Origin of the sequence: Pseudomonas sp. 30_B (assembly GCF_017491605.1) — a bacterium.
Taxonomy (GTDB): domain Bacteria; phylum Pseudomonadota; class Gammaproteobacteria; order Pseudomonadales; family Pseudomonadaceae; genus Pseudomonas.
The window spans coordinates 363,540-390,272 of the sequence record NZ_JAFGYY010000001.1; the positions used below are offsets into that span (position 1 = coordinate 363,540).

Sequence of the window (26,733 nt, forward strand, 5' to 3'; positions counted from 1 at the left end):
CGAGGAACTGGCGTAACCGGCGTGCGCAAGACCCTGTAGGAGCGAGCTTGCTCGCGAACCACCCTGCGAAGTAGCCGGTGAGTCCGTTCGCGAGCAAGGGCTAGGCGTCCCCCTCGGTCCTGCAAGGAACTCCCCGCGCAAAAAGCAAAAACGCCCAGCAGAATGCCGGGCGTTTTCGTTTCCCTCGAACGTTTACTGCTGATGCAGTTTCCACGCATCCCCATGGGGAGCGGTGCCCTTGTCGTAGGGGCGGAACAGCGTCATGTAGACCAGGCCCAGCGCGATCACGATGCCACCCACCAGGATGATCCCGTAGTTCAGGTACCAGGGCGCATCCGGCGTGCGCGGCCAGGACATGTTGACGATCGCGAGGACACCATAGATCTGGGCGGCGATATTTACCGGCCAGCCCCATTTACCCAGGGTGAACGCGCCGCTCGGCTGCCAGCCACGGGCACGGGCGAACAGAGCGCCGGCGACGATCATCTGGAACGACAGATAGATACCGATGGCGGCGAAGCTCACCACCATGGCGATGGCGTTCTGCAGGTAGAAGCCGGCGCAGACGATCACGCTGGGAATCACGCCGCAGGCGATCAGCGCGGCGACCGGTACGTGGGTGTTGGGCGACAGGCGCTTGAGCAGGCCGCTGCCCATCACCATCTCGTCGCGGGCATAGGAGTACAGCAGGCGGCTGGCGGCGGCCTGCAGGCTGAGTACGCAGGAGACGAATGAGACGATGATCACCGCCATCACCAGGCGCGCGCCGGTCACACCGAAGGCGTTGTCGAGGATGGTGGTCATCGGGTCCTTATCCGCACCGGAGATCACCGCCTGCATGTCCGGCACCGCGAGAATCAGCGCCAGCGCGGCGAACATCGACGCGGCGCCGCCGATCCAGATGGTCATGCGCATGGCCTTGGGGATGCGCCGGCTGGGGTTCGGGGTTTCCTCGGCGACATCGCCGCAGGCTTCGAAGCCGTAGTAGAGGAACATGCCCGCCAGTGCGGCGGTGAGGAAGGCCGGCCAGTAGCTGCCGTCGATGCGGATGTCGAAGGTGTTGAACAGCACCGACAGCGGCTGGTGACGCTCGAAGACCAGCAGGTAGCCGCCGATCACCAGTGCGCCGATCAGCTCGCAGAGGAAGCCGAACATGGCCACGCGGGCCAGCAGCTTGGTGCCGGAGAGGTTGAGTACGGTGGCGATCAGGGTCAAAGCCAGCGCCACCAGGGTGTTGGTGACCGGGCTGGAATCGAAACCGAGCAGGGTGGCGATGTACGGACCGGCGCCCAGGGCCACGGCGGCGATGGTCACGCACAGCGAGATCGAATAGATCCAGCCGACCATCCAGGCCCAGCGCTTGCCCACCAGGCGTCGCGCCCAAGGGTAGACGCCGCCGGAAATCGGGAACTGCGAAACCACTTCGCAGAAGATCAGGCACACCAGCATCTGCCCGATGCCCACCAGCAGGTAGGACCAGAACATCGGCGGGCCGCCGGCGGCCAGGCACAGGCCGAACAGGGTGTACACGCCGACAACCGGCGAGAGGTAGGTGAAGCCCAGGGCGAAGTTCTGCCACAGGGTCATGCTGCGTTCGAAATTGGAGGTGTAGCCCAGCGCGCGGAGTTGTTCCGCGTCGCGGTCCAGGGGCTGGATCGAGCTGTTCATCGTGGGTTTCCTGTTTGAGGTTTTCGCGTCGGCAGCCAATCGGGTGCAACGGAAAGCGTTGTTGTTATTGTTCGGCGCGCGGATCTGGCCGCGCGCCGTCTTCCTTCAAACCTCAGGCTCTGGCCGGTTACAGCTTGATCCAGGTGGCTTTGAGCTCGGTGTACTTGTCGAAGGCGTGCAGCGACTTGTCGCGACCGTTGCCCGACTGCTTGAAGCCGCCGAAGGGCGCGGTCATGTCGCCGCCGTCGTACATGTTCACCCACACACTGCCAGCACGCAGGGCGCGGGCGGTGAGGTGGGCCTTGGAGATGTCGCTGGTCCAGACGGCCGCAGCCAGACCGTACGGAGTGTCGTTGGCGATGCGCACGGCCTCCTCCGCATCCTCGAATTCGATGACGGAGAGCACCGGGCCGAAGATTTCCTCGCGGGCGATCTTCATCGCGTTGCTCACGCCGTCGAACAGGGTCGGCTCGACGTAGGTGCCGCCGGTTTCTTCCAGCACGCGCTTGCCGCCAGTGAGAATCTTCGCGCCTTCGTCCTGGCCTGCCTGGATGTAGCCCAGCACCTGCTCCAGTTGGCGGCCGTCGACCAGGGCGCCGACGTTGGTTTCCGGGTCCAGCGGGTGGCCCGCCTTCCAGCCTTTGAGCGCCTCGACCACCAGCGGCACGAACTTCGCCTTGATCGACTTCTGTACCAGCAGGCGTGAGCCGGCGGTGCACACTTCGCCCTGGTTGAAGGCAATGGCAGCGGCAGCGGACTCGGCGGCGGCCTGCAGGTCCGGGGCATCCTCGAAGACGATATTCGGGCTCTTGCCGCCGGCTTCCAGCCAGACACGCTTCATGTTCGATTCGCCGGCGTAGACCATCAGCTGCTTGGCGATCTTGGTGGAGCCGGTGAATACCACGGTGTCCACATCCATGTGCAGCGACAGGGCCTTGCCGACGGTATGGCCATAACCCGGCAGCACGTTCAGCACGCCGGCCGGCAGGCCCGCGTCGATGGCCAGCTGGGCGATGCGGATGGCGGTCAGCGGCGAGCGCTCCGACGGCTTGAGAATCACCGAGTTGCCGGTGGCCAGCGCCGGGCCGAGTTTCCAGGCGGCCATCATCAGCGGGAAGTTCCACGGCACGATGGCGGCGACCACGCCGACCGGCTCGCGGGTGACCAGGCCGAGCTGGTCATGGGAGGTGGCGGCCACTTCGTCGTAGACCTTGTCGATGGCCTCGCCGCTCCAGCGGATGGAGTCGGCGGCGCCCGGCAGGTCGACATTCAGCGAGTCGCCGATGGGCTTGCCCATGTCCAGGGTTTCCAGCAGCGCCAGCTCCTCGGCGTGTTCCTCCAGCAGCGCGGCGAAGCGGATCATCACGGCCTTGCGCGCGGCCGGCGCTTGTCGCGACCAGACGCCGGAGTCGAAGGTGGCGCGGGCGCTCTGCACAGCGCGTTCGGCGTCGGCGGCGTCGCAGCTGGCGACCTTGGCCAGCAGGCGGCCGTCTACCGGGCTGATGCAATCGAAGGTGTCGCCGGAGGCGGCGGCAAGGTACTCACCCTGGATGAAGGCGCGGCCTTCGATCTTCAGGGCCTTGGCGCGGGCTTCCCATTCGGCGCGGGTTGGCTGGCTCATCTGTATCGCTCCTCGTACTTGCTGTTGTTGGCGGGGACGGTTTGCAGACCGTCTCTGGCTAATACATTTAAAACCATATCTTATGATTTGGTGGTTGCCAATACAGATCGAAAAATGAGCGTTTGAACGGGGTTATCGTGCGGAAATACCTTGCTGAAAGTCCGTAAACCGTTTTAAAAATATGGAGACATAGTTTTGAGCGAAGCCGCAGCCAGGGTTGCCGGTAGACTTCGCCATCGACGCCAGAACAGGAATATTTCGCGCAGGAAGCGTTCGCGCCCCTCGCACTGCTGCCTATGAACGAATTCAGGAAAGTCCGCCCCGCCAGTTTCATGCGCCTGCGCCAGGAAGGGCGTACCGAGGAAGTCGCGCGCCGGCTGGTGGAAATGGTCGATCTCGGCCTCTACGCCGAGGGCGAGCAACTGCCCAGCGAAAGCGAGCTGGCGATGCAGTTCGGCGTCGCCACCGTGACCCTGCGCGATGCGTTGGCGGAGTTGCGTGAACGGGGTGTGATCGAGACCCGGCGCGGGCGCAATGGCGGCAGCTTCGTCTGCTCGCCGCAGCGCACATCCGAGGATGCGCTACTGGGCCAGTTGCGCCAGATGAGTGCGCTGGAATTGCGCGACCTGGGTGATGAACATGTCGCCATCGCCGGTGCTGCCGCACGACTGGCGGCCCAGCGCTCCACCTCCGATGAACAGGCGCGCATTGCCCAGTACCTGGCCGCTCTGGCGAGCGCTACCACGCGCCAGGAGCAGCGCCGCGCCGACGCACGCTTCCACATCGAGATCGCCGTCGCCGCCCAGTCCGTTCGTCTCACCCACGCAGAGACGCGCCTGCAGGCGGAAATCGGCGAATGGCTGTGGCTGCCGGTGGACGGCTTCCCCGGTGCGGCGGCTATCGAACAGGAGCACCGCGCCATTCTCGAAGCGATCAGCGCGGGAGATTCCAATCTGGCTGGTGCTCTGGCCGAAGCCCACGTCACCCGTGGCATCAAGCGGCTGATCAACCTGCGCCTGAGCCTGTTCGCCGACGACGGCTGAATGGCACAGCGCTTGCTGTTTTCCCGGCGCGTCCGGGAGGGCGCGCACGATGACTCATCGAACAGACTCAGCGGGCCTCTCTGGCCCGTCCGATAACAAGAACAGCGAGGCCTCTGGTCATGTCCAGCGAACAAACCACGGATGAACTCCAGCGCTGTGCCCAGCGCATCGACGCTTCCATCCGTAACGTTTTCCAGCGCCTCGACGAGCTGGCCGGCGAGGTCGTGGCGATCTGGCGTGCGCTGGCGCAGGAGGGCAGGCGCCCTTCCTCGAAGGACCTCGGCGCCCTGCGCGCGCGCATCCAGCATGACCTCACCGATGACGGCACGCGCCTGCACGGCACTGGCGTCGTGATCGAACCGGGCGAGCTGGCCGACCAGGACATGTATCTGGAGTGGTGGTACCACGGTCGCGGCGACAAGGTCGTGCCCATGAGCCTGAACTTCAACCGCCGCAGCGAGAACTTCTACAACTACCTCAACATGCCCTGGTTCTCCCGCCCGCGTGCCAGCGGCAGGCCCTCGGTGGTCGGGCCTTTCATCGACCTCTACGGCACCGACCTGTACATCCTTGCCTTCTCCGTGCCGATCCTGGTGGATGGCCGCTTCATTGGCGTCGCAGCAGCCGATATCGCCCTGCATGAGTTCGAGGGTGTGCTACTGGGCAGTCTGATGCGGATGGGCCATGAAGCCCTGGTGGTCAATGGCGAGGGCAGGGTGGTGGCGGCCAATACCGCCAACTGGTTCGCCGGCGACCTCGCTCGCCGTACGCTGGGCCGCGACGGGCAGGGGCGCGAGCAGGAGCTGGCCGAATCCTTCTCCCACTGGGCCGTGATCGAGCGACCGCTGACCCGCCGCCTGGCCGGTGCGGCCTGAAGCTGTCAAACGCAGCACAATTGGCTAGGCTAGGGCGGTTCTTCCATTGACGGATACCGCCATGAGCCAGTCGCCCGACACCCTCTCCGACTTCGAACCGCTCAGCGCAGTGGATGCCCGCGTCCTCGGATGCCTGATCGAAAAGCAGGTCACCACGCCGGAAACCTACCCGCTGACTCTCAATGCCCTGGTCACCGCCTGTAACCAGAAAACCAGCCGCGACCCGGTGATGAACCTCACGCCTGGCCAGGTCGGCCAGTCGCTGCGCCATCTCGAAGGTCGCGAGATGACCCGTCTGGTCATGGGCAGCCGTGCGGACCGCTGGGAGCAGCGACTGGACAAGGCGCTTGAACTGGTCAAGCCGCAGGTCATCCTGCTCGGCCTGCTATTTCTGCGCGGCCCCCAGACCCTCAACGAACTGCTCACCCGCAGCCAGCGCATGCATGACTTCGACGACACCGAAGAGGTCCGTCACCAGCTCGAACGTCTCGCCGGCCGCGGCATGGCCGTGCAACTGGAGCGCCAGAGCGGCCAGCGCGAGGACCGCTACATGCACCTGCTGGGGACCGAGGAAGACCGTGCGGCCGCCATCGCCGCCAGTGGCAGCCGCGCCTCCAGCGAGCGCAGTGACGGCGGCAGCCATGACGAAGGCCGCCTGGTCGAACTGGAGGCCCGCATCGCCGCCCTGGAGGAACGCCTCGCCCTCCTGGAGCTGGGCGTCGCGCGGGACTGAATCAGGTATTTCCCACTGGCCGACCGACTTTGGTCGGCCTGCCGCTCCGCTAATCAAGCGTTAACATCCGGTGTCGATAGTCACCGTTTACCCGCATTGATCCGGAGTTCACCATGAGTCGTCCTTTCTCCCGGGCACAGCTGACCGCCGTGCTCAGCCAGCTTTCGGAAACCGACGTGAAGACCGTGAGCGAGCTGAGTGGCAACCGTGAGCGGAACCTGTTGGTCATTCGTGAACTGTTCCGACAGGGGCTGATCAGCGGCGTGCTGATCGATGATCCTTTTGGCGCCGCAGACGATGATGGTCCCCTGCTTTACAGCGCCGAACGTTTGCGGGTTCGCCGCAGGCAAGGGGCGGCCGCTGTCGAGGAGGTGATCGACGCCCAGCCGGCCGTCTGGGCAGCTTTGGTCGTCTAGCCTTCTCTCCTCGCGCAGCTTTCCTGCCCCCCGGTATGCCGGCCCTTTCTACGGCGGACCGATACACCCGCAAGCGAACTCGTAGCTTTGCCTCGGAGGCGCTGGCGGCATACCTTTCACGACCTGCATCGGTCCGTGCCTTGGCGGTTTCTTCGCCGCTCAAGCCTGTCGATCCCCCTCGGAATCAGCGTCGTCGCCCTACGATCTTCCTGTCGTTTTTCCAGCACCTCTCATCAGGTCATGTCAGAAAATTCTGCTGCGATCTGACGATTAATGAGCTGATTGGTGAGGTATCCGCCGGCAGTTCTTCGAGTCGAAAAATCTGACACTGCGCACCTCGTTTGCATGCCCGCCTCGCGCGGGCATGCCTGGCTCTGCGAGCGCTCTTCCCTTCCGTTTTCACCGCACTGCTTCGCATCGGAGTCCGTGCTGATAGGAGGGCGATCAGCGTTACGTGAGCCGGAAGTCTCGATCAATTGACTGGGTGGAAGGTGCGTTCAATGCCGATCAAGGTTCTCAGCGTCTTTGGAACTCGGCCAGAGGCCATCAAGATGGCGCCGCTGGTCCAGGCATTGTCGGCAGACCCCCGTTTCGATGCGCGTGTCTGCGTGACCGGACAGCACCGCCAGATGCTCGATCAGGTACTCGATCTGTTCGAACTGGTCCCCGATTACGACCTTTCCATCATGAAGGCCAACCAGGACCTGAATGACGTCACGGCTGCCATCCTGCAGGGGCTAGGGCCGGTGCTCAGGGATTTCAAACCGGAAGTGCTGCTGGTGCATGGCGACACCGCGACGACCTTCGCTGCCAGTCTTGCCGCGTATTACCAGCAGATTCCGGTAGGGCACGTGGAAGCCGGTCTGCGAACCAGCAACCTGTATTCCCCATGGCCCGAAGAGGGAAACCGTCGCCTGACGGGAACGCTGGCGGCCATACATTTCGCGCCTACCGACGTCTCCCGCGACAACCTTCTGCGTGAGGGCGTGCCCTCCGCTCGGATCCATGTCACTGGCAACACGGTCATCGACGCATTGCTGGACGTGGTGAAAAAGCTCGACTGCGGTATGTCGGGGGGGCGGGAGTGGCTACAGGAGCAGTTTGCATTCCTGCGGCCACAGCGTCGCATCGTTCTGGTCACGGGGCACCGCCGCGAGAACTTCGGCCGCGGTTTCGAGGAAATCTGCAAGGCGCTGGTGACGACGGCTACAAGGTTCCCGGACCTGGAAATCGTCTATCCGGTGCACCTGAATCCGAACGTGCGGGGCCCCGTCAATCGGCTATTGGCGGGTATCGACAACATCCACCTGATCGAGCCTCTGGATTATCTGCCGTTCGTGTACTTGATGAGTCGCTCGCATCTGATCCTCACCGACTCGGGCGGCATTCAGGAAGAAGCGCCCTCGCTGGGCAAGCCGGTTCTGGTCATGCGAGACACCACCGAGCGGCCCGAAGCGGTAGCCGCCGGCACCGTCAGACTGGTGGGTGCCGATGCCCGAAGCATCTCCGAAAACCTCCATCAACTGCTGACGGATGACGCGGCCTATTGCGCCATGAGTTTTGCCCACAACCCCTACGGTGATGGCCACGCCTGCGAAAGGATCCTCGACGCGTTGGCCGGTCTGCGTAACGACAATCTGAAAGGTGCTGCATGAGTTTCACAAGGATTTCGGTGATCGGCCTTGGCTACATTGGCCTTCCCACGGCAGCGGTATTCGCTGCGCGCAAGAAGACGGTGATCGGGGTGGATGTCAACCAGCACGCCGTGGAGACGATCAACCGGGGAGGCATCCATATCGTCGAGCCCGAGCTCGATATGGTTGTGCATGCGGCTGTCTCCGAGGGCTACCTTCGCGCCACGACGACGCCGGAGCCCGCCGACGCATTCCTGATTGCGGTTCCGACGCCGTTCAAGGAAGACCACGAGCCCGATCTTCGTTACATCGAGAGTGCGAGCAAGGCCATCGCCCCGGTACTGAAAGCCGGCGATCTGGTGGTGCTCGAATCCACCTCGCCGGTGGGCGCTACCGAACAGATGGCGCAGTGGTTGGCCGAGGCGCGTCCGGACCTGACCTTCCCGGCTACCCACGGCGAGCATTCGGACATCCGCATCGCCCATTGCCCCGAACGAGTCCTACCGGGGCATGTACTGCGCGAGCTGGTCGAGAATGACCGCATTATCGGCGGCTTGACGCAGAAGTGCTCGGCAGCGGCGGTGCGGCTGTACAAGACCTTCGTCGAGGGCGAGTGCATCGTGACTGACGCGCGCACTGCCGAAATGTGCAAGCTCACGGAGAACAGCTTCCGGGACGTGAATATCGCCTTTGCCAATGAGCTGTCGATCATTTGCGACAAGCTGGGCATCGATGTGTGGGAGTTGATTCGTTTGGCCAACCATCACCCTCGGGTGAACATTCTCCGCCCGGGGCCGGGTGTGGGTGGTCACTGCATCGCGGTCGACCCTTGGTTCATCGTCAGCAAGACACCGGACGAGGCACGACTGATCCGCTGTGCCCGCAACGTCAATGACCACAAGCCGGAGCTTGTCGTCAGCCAACTGAAAGCCGCGGCCGAGGCTCGTGACAGTCAGGAAATCTACTGCCTGGGGGCTGCCTTCAAGGCCGACATCGACGACCTGCGCGAAAGCCCTGCGTTGGGGGTCGTCCAGCGTCTGCTGGAGGACGGCTTCGAAGTCAGGCTGGTTGAGCCGAACATCGAGGCGTTGCCCGGTTCGCTGCGCCATGACCGCTGCGAGTTGGTGAGTTTCGACCAGTTGCTCGCGAAAGGCCGGAGCGCGCTGATCGCCGTGCTGGTTCCGCACAAGGAGTTCAGAGGTTCGGAAGCGTTGCGCGATCTGCAGCCGCTGGACTTCTGTGGCGCCCTCAACTGACCGGGCGGCCACGATGTACGCCGAAGCAGCCATCCGTCTCGTACACGACCCAGTCCGTAAAGTGGCCGCCCTGATTGTGGGTGAGCACCGATACAGCCTGTTCCTGCCTCACTGCGAGACGGATTACATCCAGAGGAAGATCGTTACCGAGCAGCGTCCGTACGAGCTATCGATGCTGGAGGACATGGGCCGGCGCGTGCGCGCGGATGACCTTGTTCTGGATATCGGTGCGAACGTCGGAAATCACACGCTGTATCTGGCGGCCGTTGCGGGGTGCCAGGTCATCGCGTTCGAGCCCAATCAGGAGCTGGTTGGCGCCCTGTCGGCCGGTATCGAAATGAACGGGCTCTCCGAGCGTGTGGCCGTCAGGGGCCTCGCAGTGGGCGAGACCGAAGCACAAGGACATTTCGAGCGGGCGATTCCGGAGAACCTCGGTGCGCAGCGCATCGTGCTGGGGGACGGCGACATCGAAATCGTTGCCCTGGATGAACTGCACTTCGATCACGCGGTGAAGCTGCTGAAGATCGATGTCGAAGGCATGGAAATGTCCGTACTGCGCGGGGCCGAGCAACTGCTGCATAGGGACCGTCCGCTGATCTATGTCGAGTGCCTCTCCAAGGATGAATTCCTTGCGGTTGCGGACTGGTTGCAGGCTCGGGGGTACAGCTACCTGGAGACGTTCAACGCCAGCCCCACGCACCTGTTCCTGCCCAGTGAGCAGGTTGCTGGCGGGCAGCGTCTCGCTCGTTCGCGGCGCAAGAAGGTGCTGGATGCCTATCGTGCTGCCGAGCAGCGGCAAGCGGCCCGGCGCTCTTCTGAAAAGACTCCAACCTTGTCGCGAGCTGCGAAGAGAGAGACTGGTCCGTCGAGTCGGCGAATTGTCGAGGAGGGGTTGCCTGTCGAGGCGATCCAACCGGAAACCAAGGCATTGCCGTCTGACTGTCTGGCGGTCAACGACAACGAGCCTCAGCTGATTAAGGAAAGGATTTCGCAATTGGATTCGAAGCTTGCGATAGCCGAAGTGGTGGTGCCCGCCGTCAAGCCGAGCTTGGCTGCAACCCAGGAAGATGCGTGGGGTACCAACGACCTCACGGCGGCTCTACATGGGGAAATCGTCTCCCTTCAGGCTGAACTGCAGGTACGGCAGCAGGCCGAGCAGATGCTGACCAGGCAACTTTCCGCCGCGCAGCAACAAATCATTCTTGAGCAGAGCCGCCGCCGCGAGGCGGAAGACGTCTTGTCGTCTGCTCAGCAGGAGGCAGAGCAAGATCTACAACGACTGGCTCTCGAGAACCGCGAGCTTCAGCAGAAGTGCACCTCGCTATTGGCGCGGAACGAAGAACTTGAGCAGAACAGCGACGTTCAGATAGCACTCCTCCAGGAACAGCTGGAGCGACAGCATCACGCCCGTCTTTCCGCAGAAGAAGACCTGTACATCACCCAGCGGCAGGCACGCGAAGCGAGCATCCTGAACGAGACGTTGCAGGAGCAGCTTTCCGAGGAGCGAGCCCGACGGGAAGCAACCGAGATGCTGCTGGAGAGTACCCGCGAGGACTGGCAGGCGTCGTTGCAACAGGTGGACCGCGAACTGGCGTCCACGCGCGCCCTGCTGGATGCCACGAACCAGAAGTATCGTAGTGTCACCGGGGAGCAGATCCCTCAACTGAAGGCGAACTTGGACAGTCTCCTCGACTGTTCCTCCAGACAGAAGCAAAAAATCGAGGAGCTGGCCGAGGACCTGCAGCGGGCCAATGCACGGCGCCACCAGGCCGAGCAGCGGCTGATCAAGACAAGGGCCAGCCTGACCTACCAACTGGGTTATCAGCTGAAGGCGGGTGCTTCTTCCCTGGACGGGCTGGCGCGCCTACCCGGCTCGTTGCTAAATCTCTATCGACAGGCCAGCAAACAACGCAAGGCACTTCGACAGAAAGGTGTCGGGCACGATGCCATCCCCAAGGCCTTGCCGGCCCCGAAACAGTTTGCCCAGAGCGGTGACAGCGAGCGCCCGATACGGCTCGATAACGCAGAGCAGGCGCGCCAGCTCATGCTTGGGGGCAGCGACGATACGAAACAGGTCAGAGTGGCCTGCGTCATGGATGAGTTCTCCCACGGTTCCTATCGTCTCGAATGCGACCTCAAGCAGCTCACACCGGGGCATTGGCAGGAAGAGTTGCAGGCATTCCAACCGGAGTTGCTGTTCATCGAGTCCGCCTGGCGTGGCAAGGATGATCTCTGGGGCAGCAAGGTGGGGCACAACAGCCAGGAGCTGCAGGGCATCGTGTCCTGGTGCAAGGCCAATGGCGTGCCAACTGCCTTCTGGAACAAGGAAGACCCGATTCACTTCGAGACTTTCCTGACCACCGCCAAGCAATTCGACTTCGTCTTCACCACGGACATCGATTGCATCCATCGCTACAAGGCGGGACTCGGGCACGACAGGGTCTATCTGTTGCCGTTCGCCTGCCAGCCGGCTGTGCATAATCCCATTGAGCTGTATCAGCGCAAGGATGCATTCTGCTTCGCGGGGGCCTACTACGTACGCTATCCCGAGCGCACCCGTGACCTGGGCAATTTCGTCGCCGATCTCCCCAAGTTCCGACCGCTGGAAATCTTCGATCGCAACTTCGGCAAGGACGACCCCAACTACCAGTTCCCCGAGGAATATCGGCCTTACATAGTCGGCACTCTTGCGTTCGACCAGATCGATACGGCCTACAAGGGGTATCGCTACTCGATCAATCTCAATTCGATCAAGCAGTCGCAGTCGATGTTCGCGCGTCGAGTCTTCGAGTTGCTGGGTTCCAACACGGTCACCGTTAGCAATTTCTCCCGTGGCTTGCGCCTGCTCTTTGGTGAGCTGGTCATCTGTACCGATAGCGGCGCGGAAATGTTGCGTCGCCTGAGCCGCCTGGCAGGTAACGAGGAGGATTGCGGCAAACTGCGCCTGGCGGCATTGCGCAAGGTGATGCAGGAGCACACCTACAGTCGCCGCCTCGACTACGTACTGAGCAAGGTATTCGACAGACCGGCGACCTCGCTCCTACCGCAGATTGCTGTCTTTGCCCTGGCCACGGATGCCGTAGCGCTCAATCGGCTCATCGAGCAGTTGCAGCAACAGCGTTACGAGCCAATGCGAGCCTTCATCCTGACAAGCAGGAAGTTGGCCGAGACCGTCAAGCTGGACGATCCGCGTATCACGTTGTTGCCCGAACGACAGTTCAGGAAGTACGGCGTGGGCGAGCTCGCCGGAGATGCCCGATGGGTTTGCGGCATGCATGCCGACGATTACTACGGTCCCAATTATCTGCTGGATATTGCCCTGGCTTCCCGGTACAGCCGGGCGGGTGTGATCGGCAAGGTCGCGCATTACGCGTCGGATGGCCAGGATATTCAGCTACTGGCGCTGGAACATGCATACCGACCTGTGGCCGTGCTGCCGGCGCGTGCTTCGGCCATTGAAGCGCATCGGCTGGCTGAACAGAGGGTGCTGCACTGGTTGAAGTCTCTTGGTGAATGGCAATACCAGGCGCAGGACGCCCTGGCGATCGATCCGTACAACTACTGCCGGGATGGTGCTGGATCGAATGCGAGTGCCCGGGTCGATGACCTTGTGCTGGATGTCGGGCTGAGCATCGAAGAGGTGCAGGCACGCGCTGAAGCCATTCCTCCTGCACGCGTTGATCCAAGCGATACGCCACGCATGGGAGCGCGTGCTCTTGAGGCCGTATTCGGCACCTTGCGCAGCAAGCTGGTGACACTGGAGTTGGATGAGGATGAATGGCGGATCGATTCCTCGCTTGCCGACGGCAAGCACGAGTACCTCTATGCGGCACATGAGCTTACGCCCGCGGAGCTTGGGGAAAACGGTCAGCTCAAGCTGTTCCTCGACACCAGCCCGGGTCTGAACCTGCAACTGGTCCTGCTGATGCTCGACGGGCAAAAGCAGCGCATCAGTCACGTCATGGTGTATGCCAACCGTAACACGACGGTGGACGTCCCTCCGGAGACCGCGTTCATTCGAATGGGCTGGCGTGTGTATGCAAGCGGAAGTGCAAAGGTAAGCGGTCTGCTGCTGGGGCATCGAGATCTTCAGCCGTCAACGATGCTGGAGCGCTCCAGGCATATGCTGCTGACCAATCACTATCCCAGCTATGGCGATCTGTATCGCAATGGCTTTGTTCACAGCCGTGTCCGCGCCTACCGTGAGCACGGGGTGAGGGCGGATGTATTCCGCCTGCGCAAGGACCAGACGGTGAGCTACGACGAGTTCGAGGATATCGACGTCATCACCGGCTCACAGGAGACCCTGGATCGCATGTTGGCGAGTGGGCGCTTCGATTCGGTCCTGGTGCATTTCCTCGATCCAGACATGTGGGAAGTGCTACGCAAGCACATGCATCAGGTGAAGGTCGTGGTTTGGGTTCACGGTGCCGAGATTCAGCCTTGGTGGCGCCGTGAGTACAACTACAGCACTGACGAGCAACTGGCCCTGGGTAAGTTGGAGAGCGAGAAGCGCCTGGCGTTCTGGAGAAACCTGCTACAGCCGATGCCTGCGAATCTCAGGCTGGTTTTCGTCTCTCGCTATTTTGCGGAAACCGTCATGGAGGACCTAGGTTTCCGGATTCCGGAGAACCTGTACGCGATCATCCATAACCCGATCAATACCGATCTCTTCTGTTATCAGGAGAAGGGCTCGGAGTTACGAAAGAAGATTCTTTCGATTCGCCCCTATAGCTCCAGAACCTATGCCAATGACCTCAGCGTACAGGCCATTCAGGCATTGAGTGATAAACCCTGGTTCAGGGAGTTGGAGTTTCGGATGGTCGGAGACGGTCCGCTATTCGAGCAGACACTGGAGCCGCTGCGCCAATACTCCAATGTGCATATCCAGCGAGGGTTTCTGAAACAGACAGAAATCGCTGCATTGCACAAGGAATATGGAGTCTTCCTTTGCCCCAGCCGAATGGATACCCAAGGCGTTTCTCGAGATGAGGCTATGTCTTCCGGGTTGGTGCCTATAACCAACGCGGTTGCTGCCATTCCAGAGTTTGCGGATTCGGACTGTGCTTACCTGGATGAGCCTGAGTCATTCCTTGGCCTGAGCAAGGGGATTGAGGAGATGTATATGAGCCCGGAGTTGTTCTCTCGGAAGTCCATTGCTGCCGCCCGGCGCGTGGTTGAACAAAGCTCAATCAAAAAGACGGTTTTGTTGGAGATTGGGCTGTTTGAGTGAGAGGGGGAATGGGTTATTAAAGTCAGTTGTTCGGGTTTTTGATATCGATATCAAGGTGAAGTCTGACTTCTTCGCAGGATTGAGGCATCCTTAATAATGCACTTCGATTCTTGCGAGGTTGTCGGTTGCGTCTACTGTTTTCGTATTTGGAAAGGAAGTGCTTTGTCATGATCAAGCCGATTTTGGTTGTTGTTACCCTTGCTGCTCTTGCTGGTTGTGATGATGGGGCTAAGTCTCCATCCAAAGAGCAACCTGTTGCTGCGGCTACCGTGACACCTGCGGAAAAAGTTGTTGCTGCCAAGCAGCTCCAGCTTCCGGATGGCAGTGTATTGCCGTTGAACGGGGAGCTTCTCAAACAGATGAACAAACCGAGCGATAAAGGAAAGTCGATTATCAATGTGGTTTCGTTCGATGCCTCCAGTCATAAGGCAGAGGGTGAAATATCTTCTGAGTTGGAGAAGCTTGGTTACTCCCGCAGGGTCGTCGAAGAGCGCGAAGGGTTCCTGAAGGTTCACTACTATAAGGCGAAGTCTCCGGTAATAGGTGGAATCTATACGGATCAGGACAAGGAGTCTAATGGTCAGGAGAAAACTCTGACGCGCTTATATTGGCAGGAGTCCTAAAATAATTGCCCTTGCTTTGCCCTGTAAGTATCTCGCGCAGGGCAAAGCATTCAGGTTCCAGTGATTTCTTAATTAATTAGATTTGCATTGCCATGATGCTGCTGATACGAGAGGTCAGATCGACCGTCGGATGGTCGTATTCTCTGGGAAAAAAATTCTTCCGGATTGTGCCACTCACTACTGCCCTGATTCAGGCGCTCACACTGACTTCGCAGTTCCTGCTGCTCATCGCATTCTTTCTTCCGCTGAAAGTTATGGTGCTGCTGGGTGCGTCGACCATTCCAGGCCAGTTTCCAGTTTATTTGCGAAGCGTTGATCGTGAATGGTTGATTGTTTTTATAAGCTGTATGGCTCTGCTTTGCTATATCCTGCATGTCGTTCTGGAGCTTTCGATCAGGCTGTTGTCGATAAAGGGTGCACGGCTTCTTCTAGCGCACAGTAAAAAGATCGATCTGTTTGAAAATCAGGTGAAGCTTGCCACGTCCAGCTATTCGAAGTATGTGCGTGGTTTGGCGGCAGCCACATTCGTAGTTATATCGTTTTTGCTGCTGCTCTATCTCTACCCTTCGCTATTCTTGGTCATCACCCTTTATATTCTGGTCGCTTTCTTTTCAGTACTCGCCATCTGCAGTTACAGCGAGCATGTTCAGAAGGCTCTGCGGGCGAAGTTGGGGGGAGGCATGAATGCATTGGCCTCCATTGGCTTCATGCTGGCCTTCTTCTTCATGGTGGCCAATTTCCTGAGTGACCACCACCCGTCTGTCTGGATAGCGGTTATTTCGCTTCTGCTCATACGGCAAGGGCTTCAGCGGATAGCCGGGATGATCCAGGACATCGCCTCGCTTCGTGGGCAACGTAGGCAGATCGGCGCACTGTTCTTTCACTCCCTGCCACTGATGATCCAGAGCCGCTTTGAGGATCTGCTGGAACACTCCTCGCTGGATCAGTCTGCCCGCCATGCCTGGATTTCCAAGGTGCTCTGCGAAGTCGAGCGGATTTCGCCAGGCGAGTTGGACGTCGTTTGGCATCAAATGGGAGTGGCAGGGGTGCATGCCTTTGACGTGACCTGCTCCGACGAGAACTCAGGTCAACAACATCGCTATCTCTTGAAATTATTCAGTGAGGATGTCAGCGCTCTTGCGGCACAGGAGTTGACGCTGCTGACTTCATCCACTGCTCTGCCAAGCCCTCGTTTCATAGACGCTCGCTCGGTACGAGGATTGCGTTGCCATGTGTTTGCATGGCAGGGCGAGAGCAAAGTGCTTCGCCGCCAGGTTGGCCCTGGCGTTCTGGCGGTAATGACTCGCCTGATGGTCATCGAGCCATCGAAGGATTTGCTCCAGCGCTTCATGCGGTCGCGCCAGCCCCTTGAGTGGCGTCTGGACCTCAGGCAGATAGAAAGCCTCGGCGTTGCTGCGTCCTTGCCAGAACACGCCGAGTGTCTGCAGCGATTTCTGAAAGGGTTCGAACGAGCGCGTGCGCTTTTGTCGGCACTGCCCCGGCAAATTACGCCCTTGGACATGACGTTGGAAACCCTGCTGGTCAACGATTCGGGCGAGTTCCTGCTCAGCCACTGGGCGAACTGGCGAATCGAACCTTTGGGGGCCGGCTGGCCGGTGGATGAGCGAGAGAAGCTGGCAGACGCATTGGCGGCCGCGAAGACTCTGCGCCCTGGCCTGATGGCTGTCTCCTTGTCGGCAGTCATGCTCGCCGCGTTGCTGTATGCGTTCGAACGCTTCTGTAATCAGCGCAACTATGCGTCTGCATTGACGCTACTGGCTGATGTGCTGTCGTTGCTGAACGGCGAGGTGGCGCACGAGGAGGTCCGGCATGGATAGCGGACCTCGTATCGCCATGATCGTCTGGAACGAGTTCCGTAACGACGCCCGGGTCCTGAAGGAGGCGCAAACGCTTCGGGCTGCCGGTCATCAGGTGACTGTCTTCGCTCTTCATACGCCTGGCGTCACCGCTGAGAGGGAGAGACTTGAGAGCGGGATCGAGATCGTACGCGTGGCGAGAAGCCCACTGTGGATGCTACGCAAACGTCGGACCATGGGCAGTGACTGCACAGAGCAGGGAGGACGCACGGTCACAGGAACCATTGGGCAACTGGGCGTCCGGCACCGAGCACTGCGTATCGTGGCGCGCCTATGGACGCACGCCGGCCTGCTGTGGCGAGTGGTCCGGCACCGGGCAGCTGTCGTCCATGCGCACGATGTGAACACCCTCCCCACTGCCTGGTTGGCTGCCTGCCTGTCCGGAGCGCGTATCGTCTATGACGCGCATGAGATCAGTACCAGTCGCGAAGGCTACGCCAGCTATCGCAATCTGGTTGGCTTCGTCGAACGCCTGCTCATGCCGCGTGTACACGGAACGATCACCACTACCGATGCGCGGGCCAAGTTCTTTGCCAGGGCCTACGGTATTCCCCGGCCTCTGGTTCTGCAGAATCGTCCTCGCCGCACGGTGATGAGCTCATCTCGTATTCGCGATGAGCTAGGGCTCACTCATGACTGGCCTGTGGTTCTCTATCAGGGTGGTCTCCAGCAGGGGCGGGGGCTGGAGCATCTGCTCCGCGCGGCGGTCATGGTGACCAATACCTACTTCGTTTTCATCGGAGGTGGACGCCTCGCGGCTGAGCTGCAACAGCTCAGTGAAGTCTCGGGTGTGCAGGAGCGCGTGCACTTCATCCCGACGGTATCGCTAGTCCAATTGCCGTCCTACACCGCCTCTGCGGATGTCGGTGTGCAGCCGATCGAGAATACCTGTCTGAATCACTTCACCACGGACTCGAACAAGCTCTTCGAATACCTGATGGCAGGGCTGCCCGTCGTAGCCTCAAGCCTCCCGGAAATTCGTCGAGTCGTGCAGTCGCACGACGTTGGCATCCTGATCCCGCCTGGCGATGTTCAGGCGTTGGTGGGTGCGCTGAGGATGATGGTCGATGATCCGCAGCTACGGGCCCGGATGCGCCACAACGCGCTGCAGGCAGGGGAGCTGCTCAATTGGGAAGAGCAGGAGTCTGCATTGCTCACCCTATATCGGCAAGTGCTCAAAGGCCGGTAGTCAGCATCATGAGGCGACGCATCCTGCTGTTGAGCTACTACTTCGAGCCGGACCTCTCGGCTGGGTCGTTCCGTGCCGAGGCGTTGGTCAAGGCGTTGCTGGAAGAGGGCGGTGATGACATTCAGATTGATGTCGTCACCACCCTGCCCAACCGTTATCGGAGCTTCACGGCCCGTACATCACGCTTTGAAAAACGAGGTGCACTGCGCATCCGTCGCATTGCCGTGCCGAATCATCAGAGCGGTGTCGCCGATCAGGCTAGGAGCTTCCTGGCCTATGCGCGGGAAGTGCTGCGCATCACACGGCGAGAGCGCTATGACCTAGTGGTTGCCACATCTTCGCGCCTGATGACCGCTACACTCGGTGCTTTGGTGGCTCGACGGCAAAGGGCCGCACTTTATCTCGACATCCGGGATATTCTTGTCGACGCATTGCCGGAATTATTGCCGACAACGTTCGGACGTTTGGCGACGCTGCTTTTTTCCCGAATCGAACGCTGGACCATCCAGAAGGCAACCCGGGTCAATCTGATTTCGCCCGGCTTCCTGAGTTACTTCAGCACACGTTATCCCGCCAGAACCTTTTCGGTGCATACCAATGGCGTCGATGATCTCTTCGTACCCATGGCATCTAGCGAGGCGCCCAGCGCACGGCCAGGCCTGGTACAAGTCCTCTATGCCGGTAATGTCGGCGAGGGCCAGGGGTTGCACCATGTTCTGCCAGCCTTGGCCAAGCGGCTGGAGGGGGAGGTCTACTTCCGGGTAGTAGGGGCGGGCAGCGCCCATGGCCGCTTGGCCAAGGCTCTGTCCAGGCTGAAGATCCGCAATGTGGAGCTGCTTCCTCCCATCAAGCGCTCCGACCTGGTGAGCTTGTACCAGAGCGCGGATGTGCTGTTTCTTCACCTGAACCGCAACCGTGCATTTCGGCGGGTGCTGCCTTCCAAATTGTTTGAGTATGCCGCAACGGGAAAGCCCATCTGGGCTGGTCTGCCTGGATTTGCAGCCAGCTTCGTGCGCGAGAAGATTTCGAATGTTGCGCTGTTCGAGCCCTGCGATGTGGGAAATGCGATGTCTGCGTTCAGAAGGCTCAATCTGGGCTCGATCTCGCGTTCTGAGTTTGTCGCGGACTACTCGCGGGCCTCTATCCAGAAACTCATGGCGATCGATGTACTCAACACCGCATGGAAACCAGGCAATTCGAGTGAGAGATGAGCGAGTGGCTGTCGAGAAAACAAAAAGCCCCTGATAGATATCAGGGGCTTTTTGCTGGATTTGGTGGAGCCGGGGGGAACGGTGACCAATCTCTTTTCCCCTTCTGAAAGCCCCGGAATCCGTGGGCCTGCTCCAACCTACCTATTCTGCGATGTCACACCCTGATGGGGGCGGTTGATGTTTCATCAGTACGATAGCTAACGATCTCATAGGGCTGCAAGATGGACGGGAATTGAACCTGCGTACCTGAGGTGCGGCATGAATGAGCATTTGATGACTCAGTACACCTATGACCGGTTGTGGGATGTCGATCTAGATACGGCAGCGCACTCCGTTCGTTTGATCAAGGCGGCCCCGAGCGATGCGTTCCGCTACCCACTGCTGAGAGATCTGATTGTCACCTACTGCCGGCCTTTCACTAAATCCAGTGAAGGCCATCGGCTCAGTGAAAAGCTCGTTCCTCCGGAGTCTCGGGAGCTCCATGCGGTCATGATCCGGCTCAGAAACCGCCAGTACGCTCACACTGACCGCCAACTGCATCAGCCGAAATTCAGCTGGCTCAATCTTGGGGAAGGTTCGCGGCTAGCGATGACTTTTAAATCTACAGATCACGAAGGCCTTCTCGCTCGCTTGGAGGACGTTGATACATTGATCTGCGCTCTTCAGGTCAAGCTTCGGGAGCGGATGCGAAAGGCACAATGGAAGCTCGAAATGTCTGGTGCGCTTGCCGCTCCAGAAATCGACGCCACGACACTCAGGCATGACTGATGCTTTGGCGCCGCCTACCGACCTGTTACAAGCGAAGCTTATGAGGTCTCAGGGGTAGTCAACAGCAATGCAGGTTCGTCCTGCTAGGACAGTTTGAGCTCTTCGATCCATGACATTAGCTCTTTTTGTGAACTGAAATCATTAAGTTTTCTAATGGTCTCAAGAATGGTGTCTATCGTGACAATTGTTAGTGTTGCTATGTCTCCGTCAGAGATGGTCTTTTGGCCTCCATGGGCGACGCCGCTTCTCTTGGAATAGCCGTCTCTAACTATTTTTATTGTTTGCCGCCTGTGTTCGATTTTGTCGGAGGTGATTAGAGCTACAGATTCCGCTACTGTGCCGCCAATAGAGTTTCCCGGCTCAGCCTTAAATAATGCCTCAAGCGCAATGATTAAGCAGAGCAGTTTATTTTCGTTTTCATCTTGCATTTTTGCAGAAGAAAACCAATGTATGCTTTGTATGAGTTTTTCTTCTAGGTTGTTTGCTTGAGACTTCTGCAGTGCCTCTGATATTTTTGAGGCTCCAATGGTGTTCATGTGCTCGATAGTTTGCCTATTAAGCTCGAGCGGTCTTACTGAACCAATGCTGTCGCTTTCAGACTGGAAACTACCCTCTGAGAATATGAAGCCAGTTCTCTGCGCTCTTGGGTGGTCGCCCTTCAGCCCTATTCGAATATCCTCAAGGATAGGGTGAAGTGTTGCGGATACCAAACGCAGAAGGTCCAGTGCCCGATTGGCCTCCTGTTTCGCAATTTCGAAAGCGCGTATAGGCTCTGCATCTACCTCAACTGCTACTACACATCCTCCGAGCAGTTCTTCTTGCGTGACCTTGGATATTAACTGTGCGTAATGAACTCTGTCTTCGCTGGAGGTTAGAGTGGTCTTGAGTACGTCGCATGCGTTGATATATATCTTGTCAACTTGTTCTTTGTCGCCTGGGAAGAAGGTTGCATTTCCTATTTTGAACTCGCATCGTGCAGCAATTCCATCGACTTTAAGGTAGGTGGTGCTTTTTCTAGAATAATTAGAAAGCTCTTCGAATAGATTGAAGAGATTGCCTTCTGTGTCGTGTTTGTCTCCATTTTCTTTGGCTTTTAAGATGTCGGCGAATATCTTTTTTACTTTCTTTCCTATGAATTTCGAAGAGAATTTTTTTGAGTTATTGTTCTGCTTTAGTATGGTATTTATAATTTCGTTGAAATTTATAAATTCTTCGGTGGGTAAACAGTACATGACCTCGTCATGCATTATGAAATTAAGGCCGTCTTCGTCAGTTGGAGCCGTAGCCTTTTCTGCTATGCAAGTGAGATTTTCAGAAAGAATCTTAAGTAACTGTTGATTAACTGCCATTTGGCTGTATTCCCTACGCTTAGAAGGAACCACCGGCGATCGCGATCATGAAGGTGAGGGTGGCCATGGCATTTTCGACATTTCTTCGACCCTTTGCAGCAGAAACAAAAAGCCAATTAAATTCGCTAGAAAAATCATGGGCTTATCTTTTGCTTGGTGGAAAGGCGATCAATTCCATTCCCTTCTGAAAGCCCTGAATTCATGGGCTTGCTCCGCCTTCCTTTTCTTCGATGTCGCATCCTGATAGCGCGGCTTATGTTTCCCCAGAACTTACAGCGGCTCATCGCAACGCAACACCGGGATCTGAACCCGCGAACGGATTGCGGAGCCGCTGCGTGCGATCCAGGCATGCCAACTGCTCCGGTTCTCGTCTCGATTCGCTTGTCGAGCAGATTGGGCGGGCACGCTCTGCTTGTGCCTCGAAACGCCCTGGAGACTTACTGCTTTTGGAGCAGCACGAAGGGTTCAACACCGAGAGCGCCAGCAACCTTCTCGATGTTGTAGATGGTGGTGTTCTTCTCTCCGCGCTCCAGCATCCCCACATACGTTCTATGGACGCCTGCACGCTCTGCCAGCTCTTCCTGAGAGAGATTGAGCTCAAGGCGTAGCCGTCTCACGTTTGCGGCGAAAACGGCTACTAGGGGGCATTGGGCGGGTTTTGTCGGCATCCGGCCAATGTCGTTCGTTGCATACTATCGATCTACAGACTATGGTTAGCAATCTGGGGTAATCGTCTGATCAAAAAACGAACAATAAAAGGATGTTCTGATGTACAAAATCGCTGCGCTCGCTGTCTCCTCCATGCTTCTGGCGTCGGTCGCTCAGGCCGAAGTTAAGGAAGATTGCAGCGCGAAAATGAACGGAGAAATCCGTTGTGAGTTCACCAACACCGGCAAGAAGAAGGACAGCGCGTGCGTGGTTGTGGAGGTCGTCCGTCTGTATGACTCGGATGTGTACAGTCGCTCTAGCTTTGGGGGAAAGGGGGCAGCGCTGCGCTCCGATAAGGTCTGTTCGGGACTCATTGAGCCTCAAGACGTCCGGGAGCGTGCACCTTCCTCGTCCTGGGCGGTGAACGGCACCCCAATGACCCCGTACGAGTTCTGTGATTCGGATAACCCGTGGTTCAAGGCGCCAGAGAACTGCCTGATGAAAACCTCAGTGGTTCCGAACTGATCAGCATCGCATCGAAGCCGGGTTCGAGTTTTCTCGAACTCGACTCCACAAAACGTCCCTAGATCATCGCCCTCTTGTGCCCCCCTCATTCATCAAGGGTCACACCACCTCAGTTGCTGATAGCAGCTAAGTCGAACGGTGCGGCCACCACTCCGCCCACACGCAATTGCATTCGCTCTGACCACGGTTTGCATCCGACCTAGCCAGCGAGTTGTAGATAGATCAGGGCAGAGGTTGACCCAGCCGGTGAGGGATAAGAGAGGTCGTTTGCATTGCGGCTTGCGCTAGTTGATCCCAGACTCTATATCTGCTCGGGAATTCTTCAAGGAAGTAAGAAAAGCATGCGACTACACAAATGGCTGCAATACAACAGAATCAGAAGGCTGGAGCTATCTTTGCTAGGGGGCTGCGATGGAGAGTAGAGAGCAGCTGTGTGAGCAAGCCCTCATTCGTATTCTTGATAGTCTCTATCCCGACGGGGATCAACAGCTAAGTTCATTTATAGTTCGCATGCCGGGTAGGCCCGTAACGAGTTTCGGGCTAGTTGCCAATGTCTTCGTCAGGGAACGTCAATATATCGAAGCCCTGATCTTTCTTAGACGAAATGGGGCGCGTCACCTCCGAGATATATCAATCAGCTCGTTATGGTCGATCGTTACCAGCTTTGTGACCGAGTATTACTACTACATATCAAATGGACGTCTGAATCTAGAGTCAGGCGTTTCATTGGCTCAGCAAACCTCCCCCGAAGGGATCGCAGCACTATCTGAAGCGTTGCTTCGCTCTTCGCTTTTTAGCCCAGTTAACGAAGTCACGCTCTACCCGCTAGTGACAGTGAAGGTCGAAAATGGGTTTCAATCTCGCCACTTCGCGCTTGTAGGGTCGGATGGATTGGCCGCATCGCTTGAGGGCTTTGGGACTCGTCACTCGTCGTTGATCCCTACACAGTTTCCGCCGTTTGCGCACTTTCAAACGCCTGGAGTGCCAACTGGGAGCTGGCTGTGTATCAGCTCTCCTGATTCGTTAATTGCCCGCAAGATCGCATGTGCGACTTTAGGTGCTCTCGCACTTACACCTATTAGGAGAGAGCGATATCTGCAAACTGGGCGATCAGTTCACGGCGGCTATTGCACGGTAGCGAACGGGGTAGCCTCGTATACTGCGGGAACCGCGCCGATGACGCCGCGGATATCTAGCGACATTATCCTCACTCTGACGGATTACGCCTGGTTAGAGATTCTCAGTACGTTATTCGATCGTGAGGAACATGCGCAAAGGTCGCATGTACGGGCCCTCGAATATTTTCACCGCGCTTGGTTCGAGGAATCTAGGGAGCGGTTTCCCACCTTATGTATGGCGTTGGACTCCTTAGTCGGGGCACAGACTGGTCACACTAAGGCAGCAGTGGATTTTGTCGTATCTACACTCGGCGAGCCAGTTGACCACGATAGACTGCGCATGCTTCTGAAACTTCGCGGCGCAGTCGTCCATGGCGCTGCCCCTGACGTCTATGAGTCGCAATTCTATGACGCCTACTACGCCCAGTATCTAATGGATCCGATTTGTGACTTAGAACTAGTTGTAGCAAGGTGCCTAAGGCAAGAGATTTTTCAGGGGAAGCTGCAGACGCATCCGGATCCGCATGCTGAGATAATTAAGCGTGCGCAGGAGTCAGGCCGCCTTCCTCGCAACATGCGTGGAAGGTCGATCATTGAAGACGAGTGATTGAATTGCTCGATAGGTGAGCACGGTCAAGAACTCCGTCAGCGCGGAGGCAGCTCATTGAAGCGAAGCCTGGGATAGATCCTGCGTTCCAACGCACATTCGGAGATCTGCCAGAATGCAGATAGAAGCTCCTGCTCAGAAGGGCAATGCCGAGTCATTACCTCGAACTCGTTATAATCGAATGCCAGTGCGCGAATACCAACATCATCCATGAACTCCAAGATCATGGACCCGTACTCATCATAGGAATCGATAAATAGCTCTTTGACCACCACGACACCCACTAGTGGGCGCGCTGCAAGGTCTATCTCAAGGGGAGCGCCACTAACAAGCCTCAGGGGTGGATTACCCTCGCGCCTAATCGTTGAGACCGCGCCACGCAGCTGCGACAGTCCTTCCTTCAACTGGCTAATAGCTTTTTTCCGTTTTCGTTCGAGTTTTGTGTCCAGTATCGCAGCGGTGTTAGGGCTGTCCTTAGCCTGCAGCAGTATGGTCACCTCGCTGCCTAAAATCACAGCGTCAACGAGCTCTTCGCCATCAGCGATTTTCAAAGGCCCATGGATAATCTGCTCTGCCGAATAGGCACGCTGGAGCAGATATATGATATCCAGCTCCTGAAGGTAGCCGGGCTCTGGCCGTTCCAACTGAGTGTTCGAGAACCCAGTGGAGCCTTGAAAGTCTTGGCGAGTAAAATCGGCGATCAAGAAGTCGCTGGGAAATAGGTCGTCCAAGAGCTTCACCGTCATGGCGCGAACATCGTCTTCAGGCGTAGTAAAACTGAACCAGATGTCCGCTTGCTCCATCATCGGATGCCAGTGTTCACTTTTCAAAGGGCTGACCAAGCCGACATGCTCTCGAAGCTCATCTAACCGGGCCTGGGCTGAGCAGCTGAGGAGCTCGCGGTTGTGCTCATCGAAGAAACAGATGCTGAACTCATCCGGAAAGCTTTGTAGCGCCTGCGTAAGAGGATCCCCGCCGAGAAGTGGCGTCTTAATCATCAACGGGCTACATGGGTCATCGAAGCATGCTGTCAACAGCGTGAGGCCGGTGACATCGCCTGATTCATAAGGCGCTAAATAGAGCCTCAGCTCACGCCTCTCGCGTGCAGCCAGAATGAACTCTTTCCCAGTCTTAACTACCAGCACCGGGCCGTCAGGCCCCTCAACAACCCAAAGGCCACGACCAAGCACGGCAACTTCCCGAAGAGCGTCAGGCCTCATGATCGATAGGTACATTGGATTTCCTTTCTTGAGCGTCCGCTCTTGGGCGTTCTCTGCCGATCATGGTTTCAAACCGTTGCTGGTCAAATCCGATGCAATCGGTGGCAAGGGCAATGCAATTCCGCAACCAACACAGTGAACTCTTCACCAGCAGCGCCCTAAGAGCTTCTAGTCGAGCCAATCGCTTACGCGATCATAGATCAACTTCCCGCCTCGCCTGGCTGCACGACTTGCATAGTCCGGGTCGGTTTCCCGGTTCCTGATGGCGCTGAGCTGGCCTGCCGTGATGTCGTGCTCCTTGATGCAGTAAGCAGCCCACCAGCGCTCGTTCTGGATGCTTTCGATGTGAACGGCTAGGTTACCGAAGCGTTGCCGGTACTCCTTCGCTAGCGCGATTCTAAGGGCCTTGCTGACCTCCTCAGTTTGATCAGCCGGGATACAGAAAATCCCATGCGCATGCAGCGGGTGATTTTCCTTGCTGGCGCCGTGAGCAAATTCAAGATTGAAGGCTTGCTCAGTGGTTATCCCGAGCTTGGTAAGCGTCCGCTGGATGATTCCGGCGAGATGATTGGCCGAGCTTCGCTTCGCTGCCAATGCTGCCGTAGCTGTATCGTGATCAAGCCGGATCGTAAAAGCCTTGGCGTCGGGTTGCCGAGCTAACCAAAGCAACCGGAAGAACTGCTTGATGTGGGGAGGCACATGCTTCGACCAGTCAGCCAGCTTGCCGGTGCCTTTGTATGACTTGGCTAACTTACTGATGGAGCTGTTGATAGAAAGGAGCTTGGTTACTTGTTCGTTGTCTAGCTCTGGATGTAGATCACTAATAGCTGCTACACGCTGCTCATGGCTTGCATGAAAGTTAGCTATAAGCCCCGCCTGCTGTGGGGTTGTGAGGATTTTGCGAGGCGTCCTGCGGCTGCTGTTTTTTGCATTTACTCCACGACCACCGGCGTGTTGCTGCGGTTTGTCGGTGGCAAAAAGCCCGACCTCTTCCGGGAGGATTGGCCGCTGCTGTACCGACTGAAGCGGTTGCTCTGCTGCGGTGCTGGTGCTGTTTGTCATGGTCTGTCTCGTGCCCACCTTGCTTGCCGATTTTCAAAAATCGGTTCCGCTCATCGT

At 58.2% G+C, this 26,733-nt stretch carries 19 protein-coding genes; 13 read left to right on the forward strand and 6 right to left on the reverse strand.

The features are described from left to right. Positions 1-192: 192 nt before the first annotated feature. Both J5M67_RS01625 and J5M67_RS01630 read right to left on the reverse strand, forming a co-directional pair. Entirely contained in the window at positions 193-1,668 is a 1,476-nt protein-coding gene (locus tag J5M67_RS01625) for an APC family permease (RefSeq protein WP_207882622.1), read from the reverse strand. Between the two features lie 127 nt (positions 1,669-1,795). Further along, positions 1,796-3,289, reverse strand: coding sequence for an aldehyde dehydrogenase (locus J5M67_RS01630; protein WP_207882624.1), 1,494 nt, complete (start codon positions 3,287-3,289; stop codon positions 1,796-1,798). Positions 3,290-3,585: 296 nt separating this feature from the next. Here J5M67_RS01630 and J5M67_RS01635 point away from each other — a divergent pair, with 296 nt between their 5' ends. The 12 genes from J5M67_RS01635 (at position 3,586) to J5M67_RS01690 (ending at position 20,147) form a co-directional block, all read left to right on the forward strand. Beyond that, the gene (locus J5M67_RS01635) at positions 3,586-4,332 is read left to right on the forward strand and encodes a FadR/GntR family transcriptional regulator (protein ID WP_243434419.1); all 747 of its coding nucleotides are present in this window, start codon (positions 3,586-3,588) and stop codon (positions 4,330-4,332) included. Between the two features lie 119 nt (positions 4,333-4,451). Continuing rightward, positions 4,452-5,207: a cache domain-containing protein gene (locus J5M67_RS01640; protein WP_207882626.1), complete on the forward strand. Its 756-nt coding sequence runs from the start codon at positions 4,452-4,454 to the stop codon at positions 5,205-5,207. 61 nt (positions 5,208-5,268) lie between these two features. Then, complete coding sequence (locus J5M67_RS01645; RefSeq protein ID WP_207882628.1) at positions 5,269-5,940, forward strand: YceH family protein; 672 nt, start codon at positions 5,269-5,271, stop codon at positions 5,938-5,940. 113 nt (positions 5,941-6,053) lie between these two features. Then, positions 6,054-6,356: a hypothetical protein gene (locus tag J5M67_RS01650; protein WP_207882630.1), complete on the forward strand. Its 303-nt coding sequence runs from the start codon at positions 6,054-6,056 to the stop codon at positions 6,354-6,356. A 500-nt stretch (positions 6,357-6,856) separates the two neighbouring features. Further along, positions 6,857-8,011, forward strand: coding sequence for a non-hydrolyzing UDP-N-acetylglucosamine 2-epimerase (wecB, locus tag J5M67_RS01655; RefSeq protein WP_207882633.1), 1,155 nt, complete (start codon positions 6,857-6,859; stop codon positions 8,009-8,011). Next, entirely contained in the window at positions 8,008-9,246 is a 1,239-nt protein-coding gene (gene wecC, locus J5M67_RS01660) for a UDP-N-acetyl-D-mannosamine dehydrogenase (protein WP_207882635.1), read from the forward strand. Before wecB ends, wecC begins: the two co-directional genes overlap by 4 nt. Before the next feature lie 13 nt (positions 9,247-9,259). Next, positions 9,260-14,479, forward strand: a complete 5,220-nt coding sequence (locus tag J5M67_RS01665; protein ID WP_207882637.1) for an FkbM family methyltransferase — start codon at positions 9,260-9,262, stop codon at positions 14,477-14,479. A gap of 167 nt (positions 14,480-14,646) precedes the next feature. Continuing rightward, on the forward strand, positions 14,647-15,102 hold the full coding sequence (locus J5M67_RS01670; RefSeq protein ID WP_207882639.1) for a hypothetical protein: 456 nt from the start codon (positions 14,647-14,649) through the stop codon (positions 15,100-15,102). Between the two features lie 92 nt (positions 15,103-15,194). After that, positions 15,195-16,940, forward strand: a complete 1,746-nt coding sequence (locus J5M67_RS01675) for a hypothetical protein (protein WP_207882641.1) — start codon at positions 15,195-15,197, stop codon at positions 16,938-16,940. Then, positions 16,933-18,168 (forward strand): glycosyltransferase family 4 protein, encoded by a 1,236-nt coding sequence (locus J5M67_RS01680; RefSeq protein ID WP_243434420.1) that lies wholly within the window; start codon positions 16,933-16,935, stop codon positions 18,166-18,168. Before J5M67_RS01675 ends, J5M67_RS01680 begins: the two co-directional genes overlap by 8 nt. An 8-nt stretch (positions 18,169-18,176) precedes the next feature. Then, positions 18,177-19,379 (forward strand): glycosyltransferase family 4 protein, encoded by a 1,203-nt coding sequence (locus tag J5M67_RS01685; protein WP_207882643.1) that lies wholly within the window; start codon positions 18,177-18,179, stop codon positions 19,377-19,379. Positions 19,380-19,652: 273 nt separating this feature from the next. Further along, entirely contained in the window at positions 19,653-20,147 is a 495-nt protein-coding gene (locus J5M67_RS01690) for a hypothetical protein (protein ID WP_207882645.1), read from the forward strand. A gap of 83 nt (positions 20,148-20,230) precedes the next feature. On the opposite strand, the gene J5M67_RS01695 is transcribed toward J5M67_RS01690, so the two are convergent. Together J5M67_RS01695 and J5M67_RS01700 are read right to left on the reverse strand one after the other, a co-directional pair. Further along, positions 20,231-21,496 carry a HEPN domain-containing protein gene (locus J5M67_RS01695; protein ID WP_207882647.1) on the reverse strand — a complete coding sequence of 422 codons (1,266 nt, stop codon included), beginning with the start codon at positions 21,494-21,496 and terminating at the stop codon, positions 20,231-20,233. A gap of 437 nt (positions 21,497-21,933) precedes the next feature. Further along, the gene (locus J5M67_RS01700; protein ID WP_031688560.1) at positions 21,934-22,164 is read right to left on the reverse strand and encodes a helix-turn-helix domain-containing protein; all 231 of its coding nucleotides are present in this window, start codon (positions 22,162-22,164) and stop codon (positions 21,934-21,936) included. Between the two features lie 100 nt (positions 22,165-22,264). Between J5M67_RS01700 and J5M67_RS01705 the strand changes: the two genes are divergently transcribed. After that, positions 22,265-22,669 carry a hypothetical protein gene (locus J5M67_RS01705; protein ID WP_207882649.1) on the forward strand — a complete coding sequence of 135 codons (405 nt, stop codon included), beginning with the start codon at positions 22,265-22,267 and terminating at the stop codon, positions 22,667-22,669. Between the two features lie 1,763 nt (positions 22,670-24,432). Here the strand turns inward: J5M67_RS01705 and J5M67_RS29530 are convergent. Both J5M67_RS29530 and J5M67_RS01715 read right to left on the reverse strand, forming a co-directional pair. Continuing rightward, positions 24,433-25,629 carry a hypothetical protein gene (locus tag J5M67_RS29530; RefSeq protein ID WP_243434421.1) on the reverse strand — a complete coding sequence of 399 codons (1,197 nt, stop codon included), beginning with the start codon at positions 25,627-25,629 and terminating at the stop codon, positions 24,433-24,435. A 153-nt stretch (positions 25,630-25,782) separates the two neighbouring features. Further along, complete coding sequence (locus J5M67_RS01715) at positions 25,783-26,676, reverse strand: hypothetical protein (protein WP_207882651.1); 894 nt, start codon at positions 26,674-26,676, stop codon at positions 25,783-25,785. Positions 26,677-26,733: the final 57 nt, after the last annotated feature.

Bases quoted from the DNA above. Each gene is read 5' to 3' on its own strand.
- J5M67_RS01625 (WP_207882622.1), bottom strand. From the start codon at position 1,668: ATGAACAGCTCGATCCAGCCCCTGGACCGCGACGCGGAACAACTCCGC.
- J5M67_RS01630 (WP_207882624.1), bottom strand. From the start codon at position 3,289: ATGAGCCAGCCAACCCGCGCCGAATGGGAAGCCCGCGCCAAGGCCCTG.
- J5M67_RS01635 (WP_243434419.1), top strand. From the start codon at position 3,586: ATGAACGAATTCAGGAAAGTCCGCCCCGCCAGTTTCATGCGCCTGCGC.
- J5M67_RS01640 (WP_207882626.1), top strand. From the start codon at position 4,452: ATGTCCAGCGAACAAACCACGGATGAACTCCAGCGCTGTGCCCAGCGC.
- J5M67_RS01645 (WP_207882628.1), top strand. From the start codon at position 5,269: ATGAGCCAGTCGCCCGACACCCTCTCCGACTTCGAACCGCTCAGCGCA.
- J5M67_RS01650 (WP_207882630.1), top strand. From the start codon at position 6,054: ATGAGTCGTCCTTTCTCCCGGGCACAGCTGACCGCCGTGCTCAGCCAG.
- wecB (WP_207882633.1), top strand. From the start codon at position 6,857: ATGCCGATCAAGGTTCTCAGCGTCTTTGGAACTCGGCCAGAGGCCATC.
- wecC (WP_207882635.1), top strand. From the start codon at position 8,008: ATGAGTTTCACAAGGATTTCGGTGATCGGCCTTGGCTACATTGGCCTT.
- J5M67_RS01665 (WP_207882637.1), top strand. From the start codon at position 9,260: ATGTACGCCGAAGCAGCCATCCGTCTCGTACACGACCCAGTCCGTAAA.
- J5M67_RS01670 (WP_207882639.1), top strand. From the start codon at position 14,647: ATGATCAAGCCGATTTTGGTTGTTGTTACCCTTGCTGCTCTTGCTGGT.
- J5M67_RS01675 (WP_207882641.1), top strand. From the start codon at position 15,195: ATGATGCTGCTGATACGAGAGGTCAGATCGACCGTCGGATGGTCGTAT.
- J5M67_RS01680 (WP_243434420.1), top strand. From the start codon at position 16,933: ATGGATAGCGGACCTCGTATCGCCATGATCGTCTGGAACGAGTTCCGT.
- J5M67_RS01685 (WP_207882643.1), top strand. From the start codon at position 18,177: ATGAGGCGACGCATCCTGCTGTTGAGCTACTACTTCGAGCCGGACCTC.
- J5M67_RS01690 (WP_207882645.1), top strand. From the start codon at position 19,653: ATGACTCAGTACACCTATGACCGGTTGTGGGATGTCGATCTAGATACG.
- J5M67_RS01695 (WP_207882647.1), bottom strand. From the start codon at position 21,496: ATGGCAGTTAATCAACAGTTACTTAAGATTCTTTCTGAAAATCTCACT.
- J5M67_RS01700 (WP_031688560.1), bottom strand. From the start codon at position 22,164: ATGCCGACAAAACCCGCCCAATGCCCCCTAGTAGCCGTTTTCGCCGCA.
- J5M67_RS01705 (WP_207882649.1), top strand. From the start codon at position 22,265: ATGTACAAAATCGCTGCGCTCGCTGTCTCCTCCATGCTTCTGGCGTCG.
- J5M67_RS29530 (WP_243434421.1), bottom strand. From the start codon at position 25,629: ATGTACCTATCGATCATGAGGCCTGACGCTCTTCGGGAAGTTGCCGTG.
- J5M67_RS01715 (WP_207882651.1), bottom strand. From the start codon at position 26,676: ATGACAAACAGCACCAGCACCGCAGCAGAGCAACCGCTTCAGTCGGTA.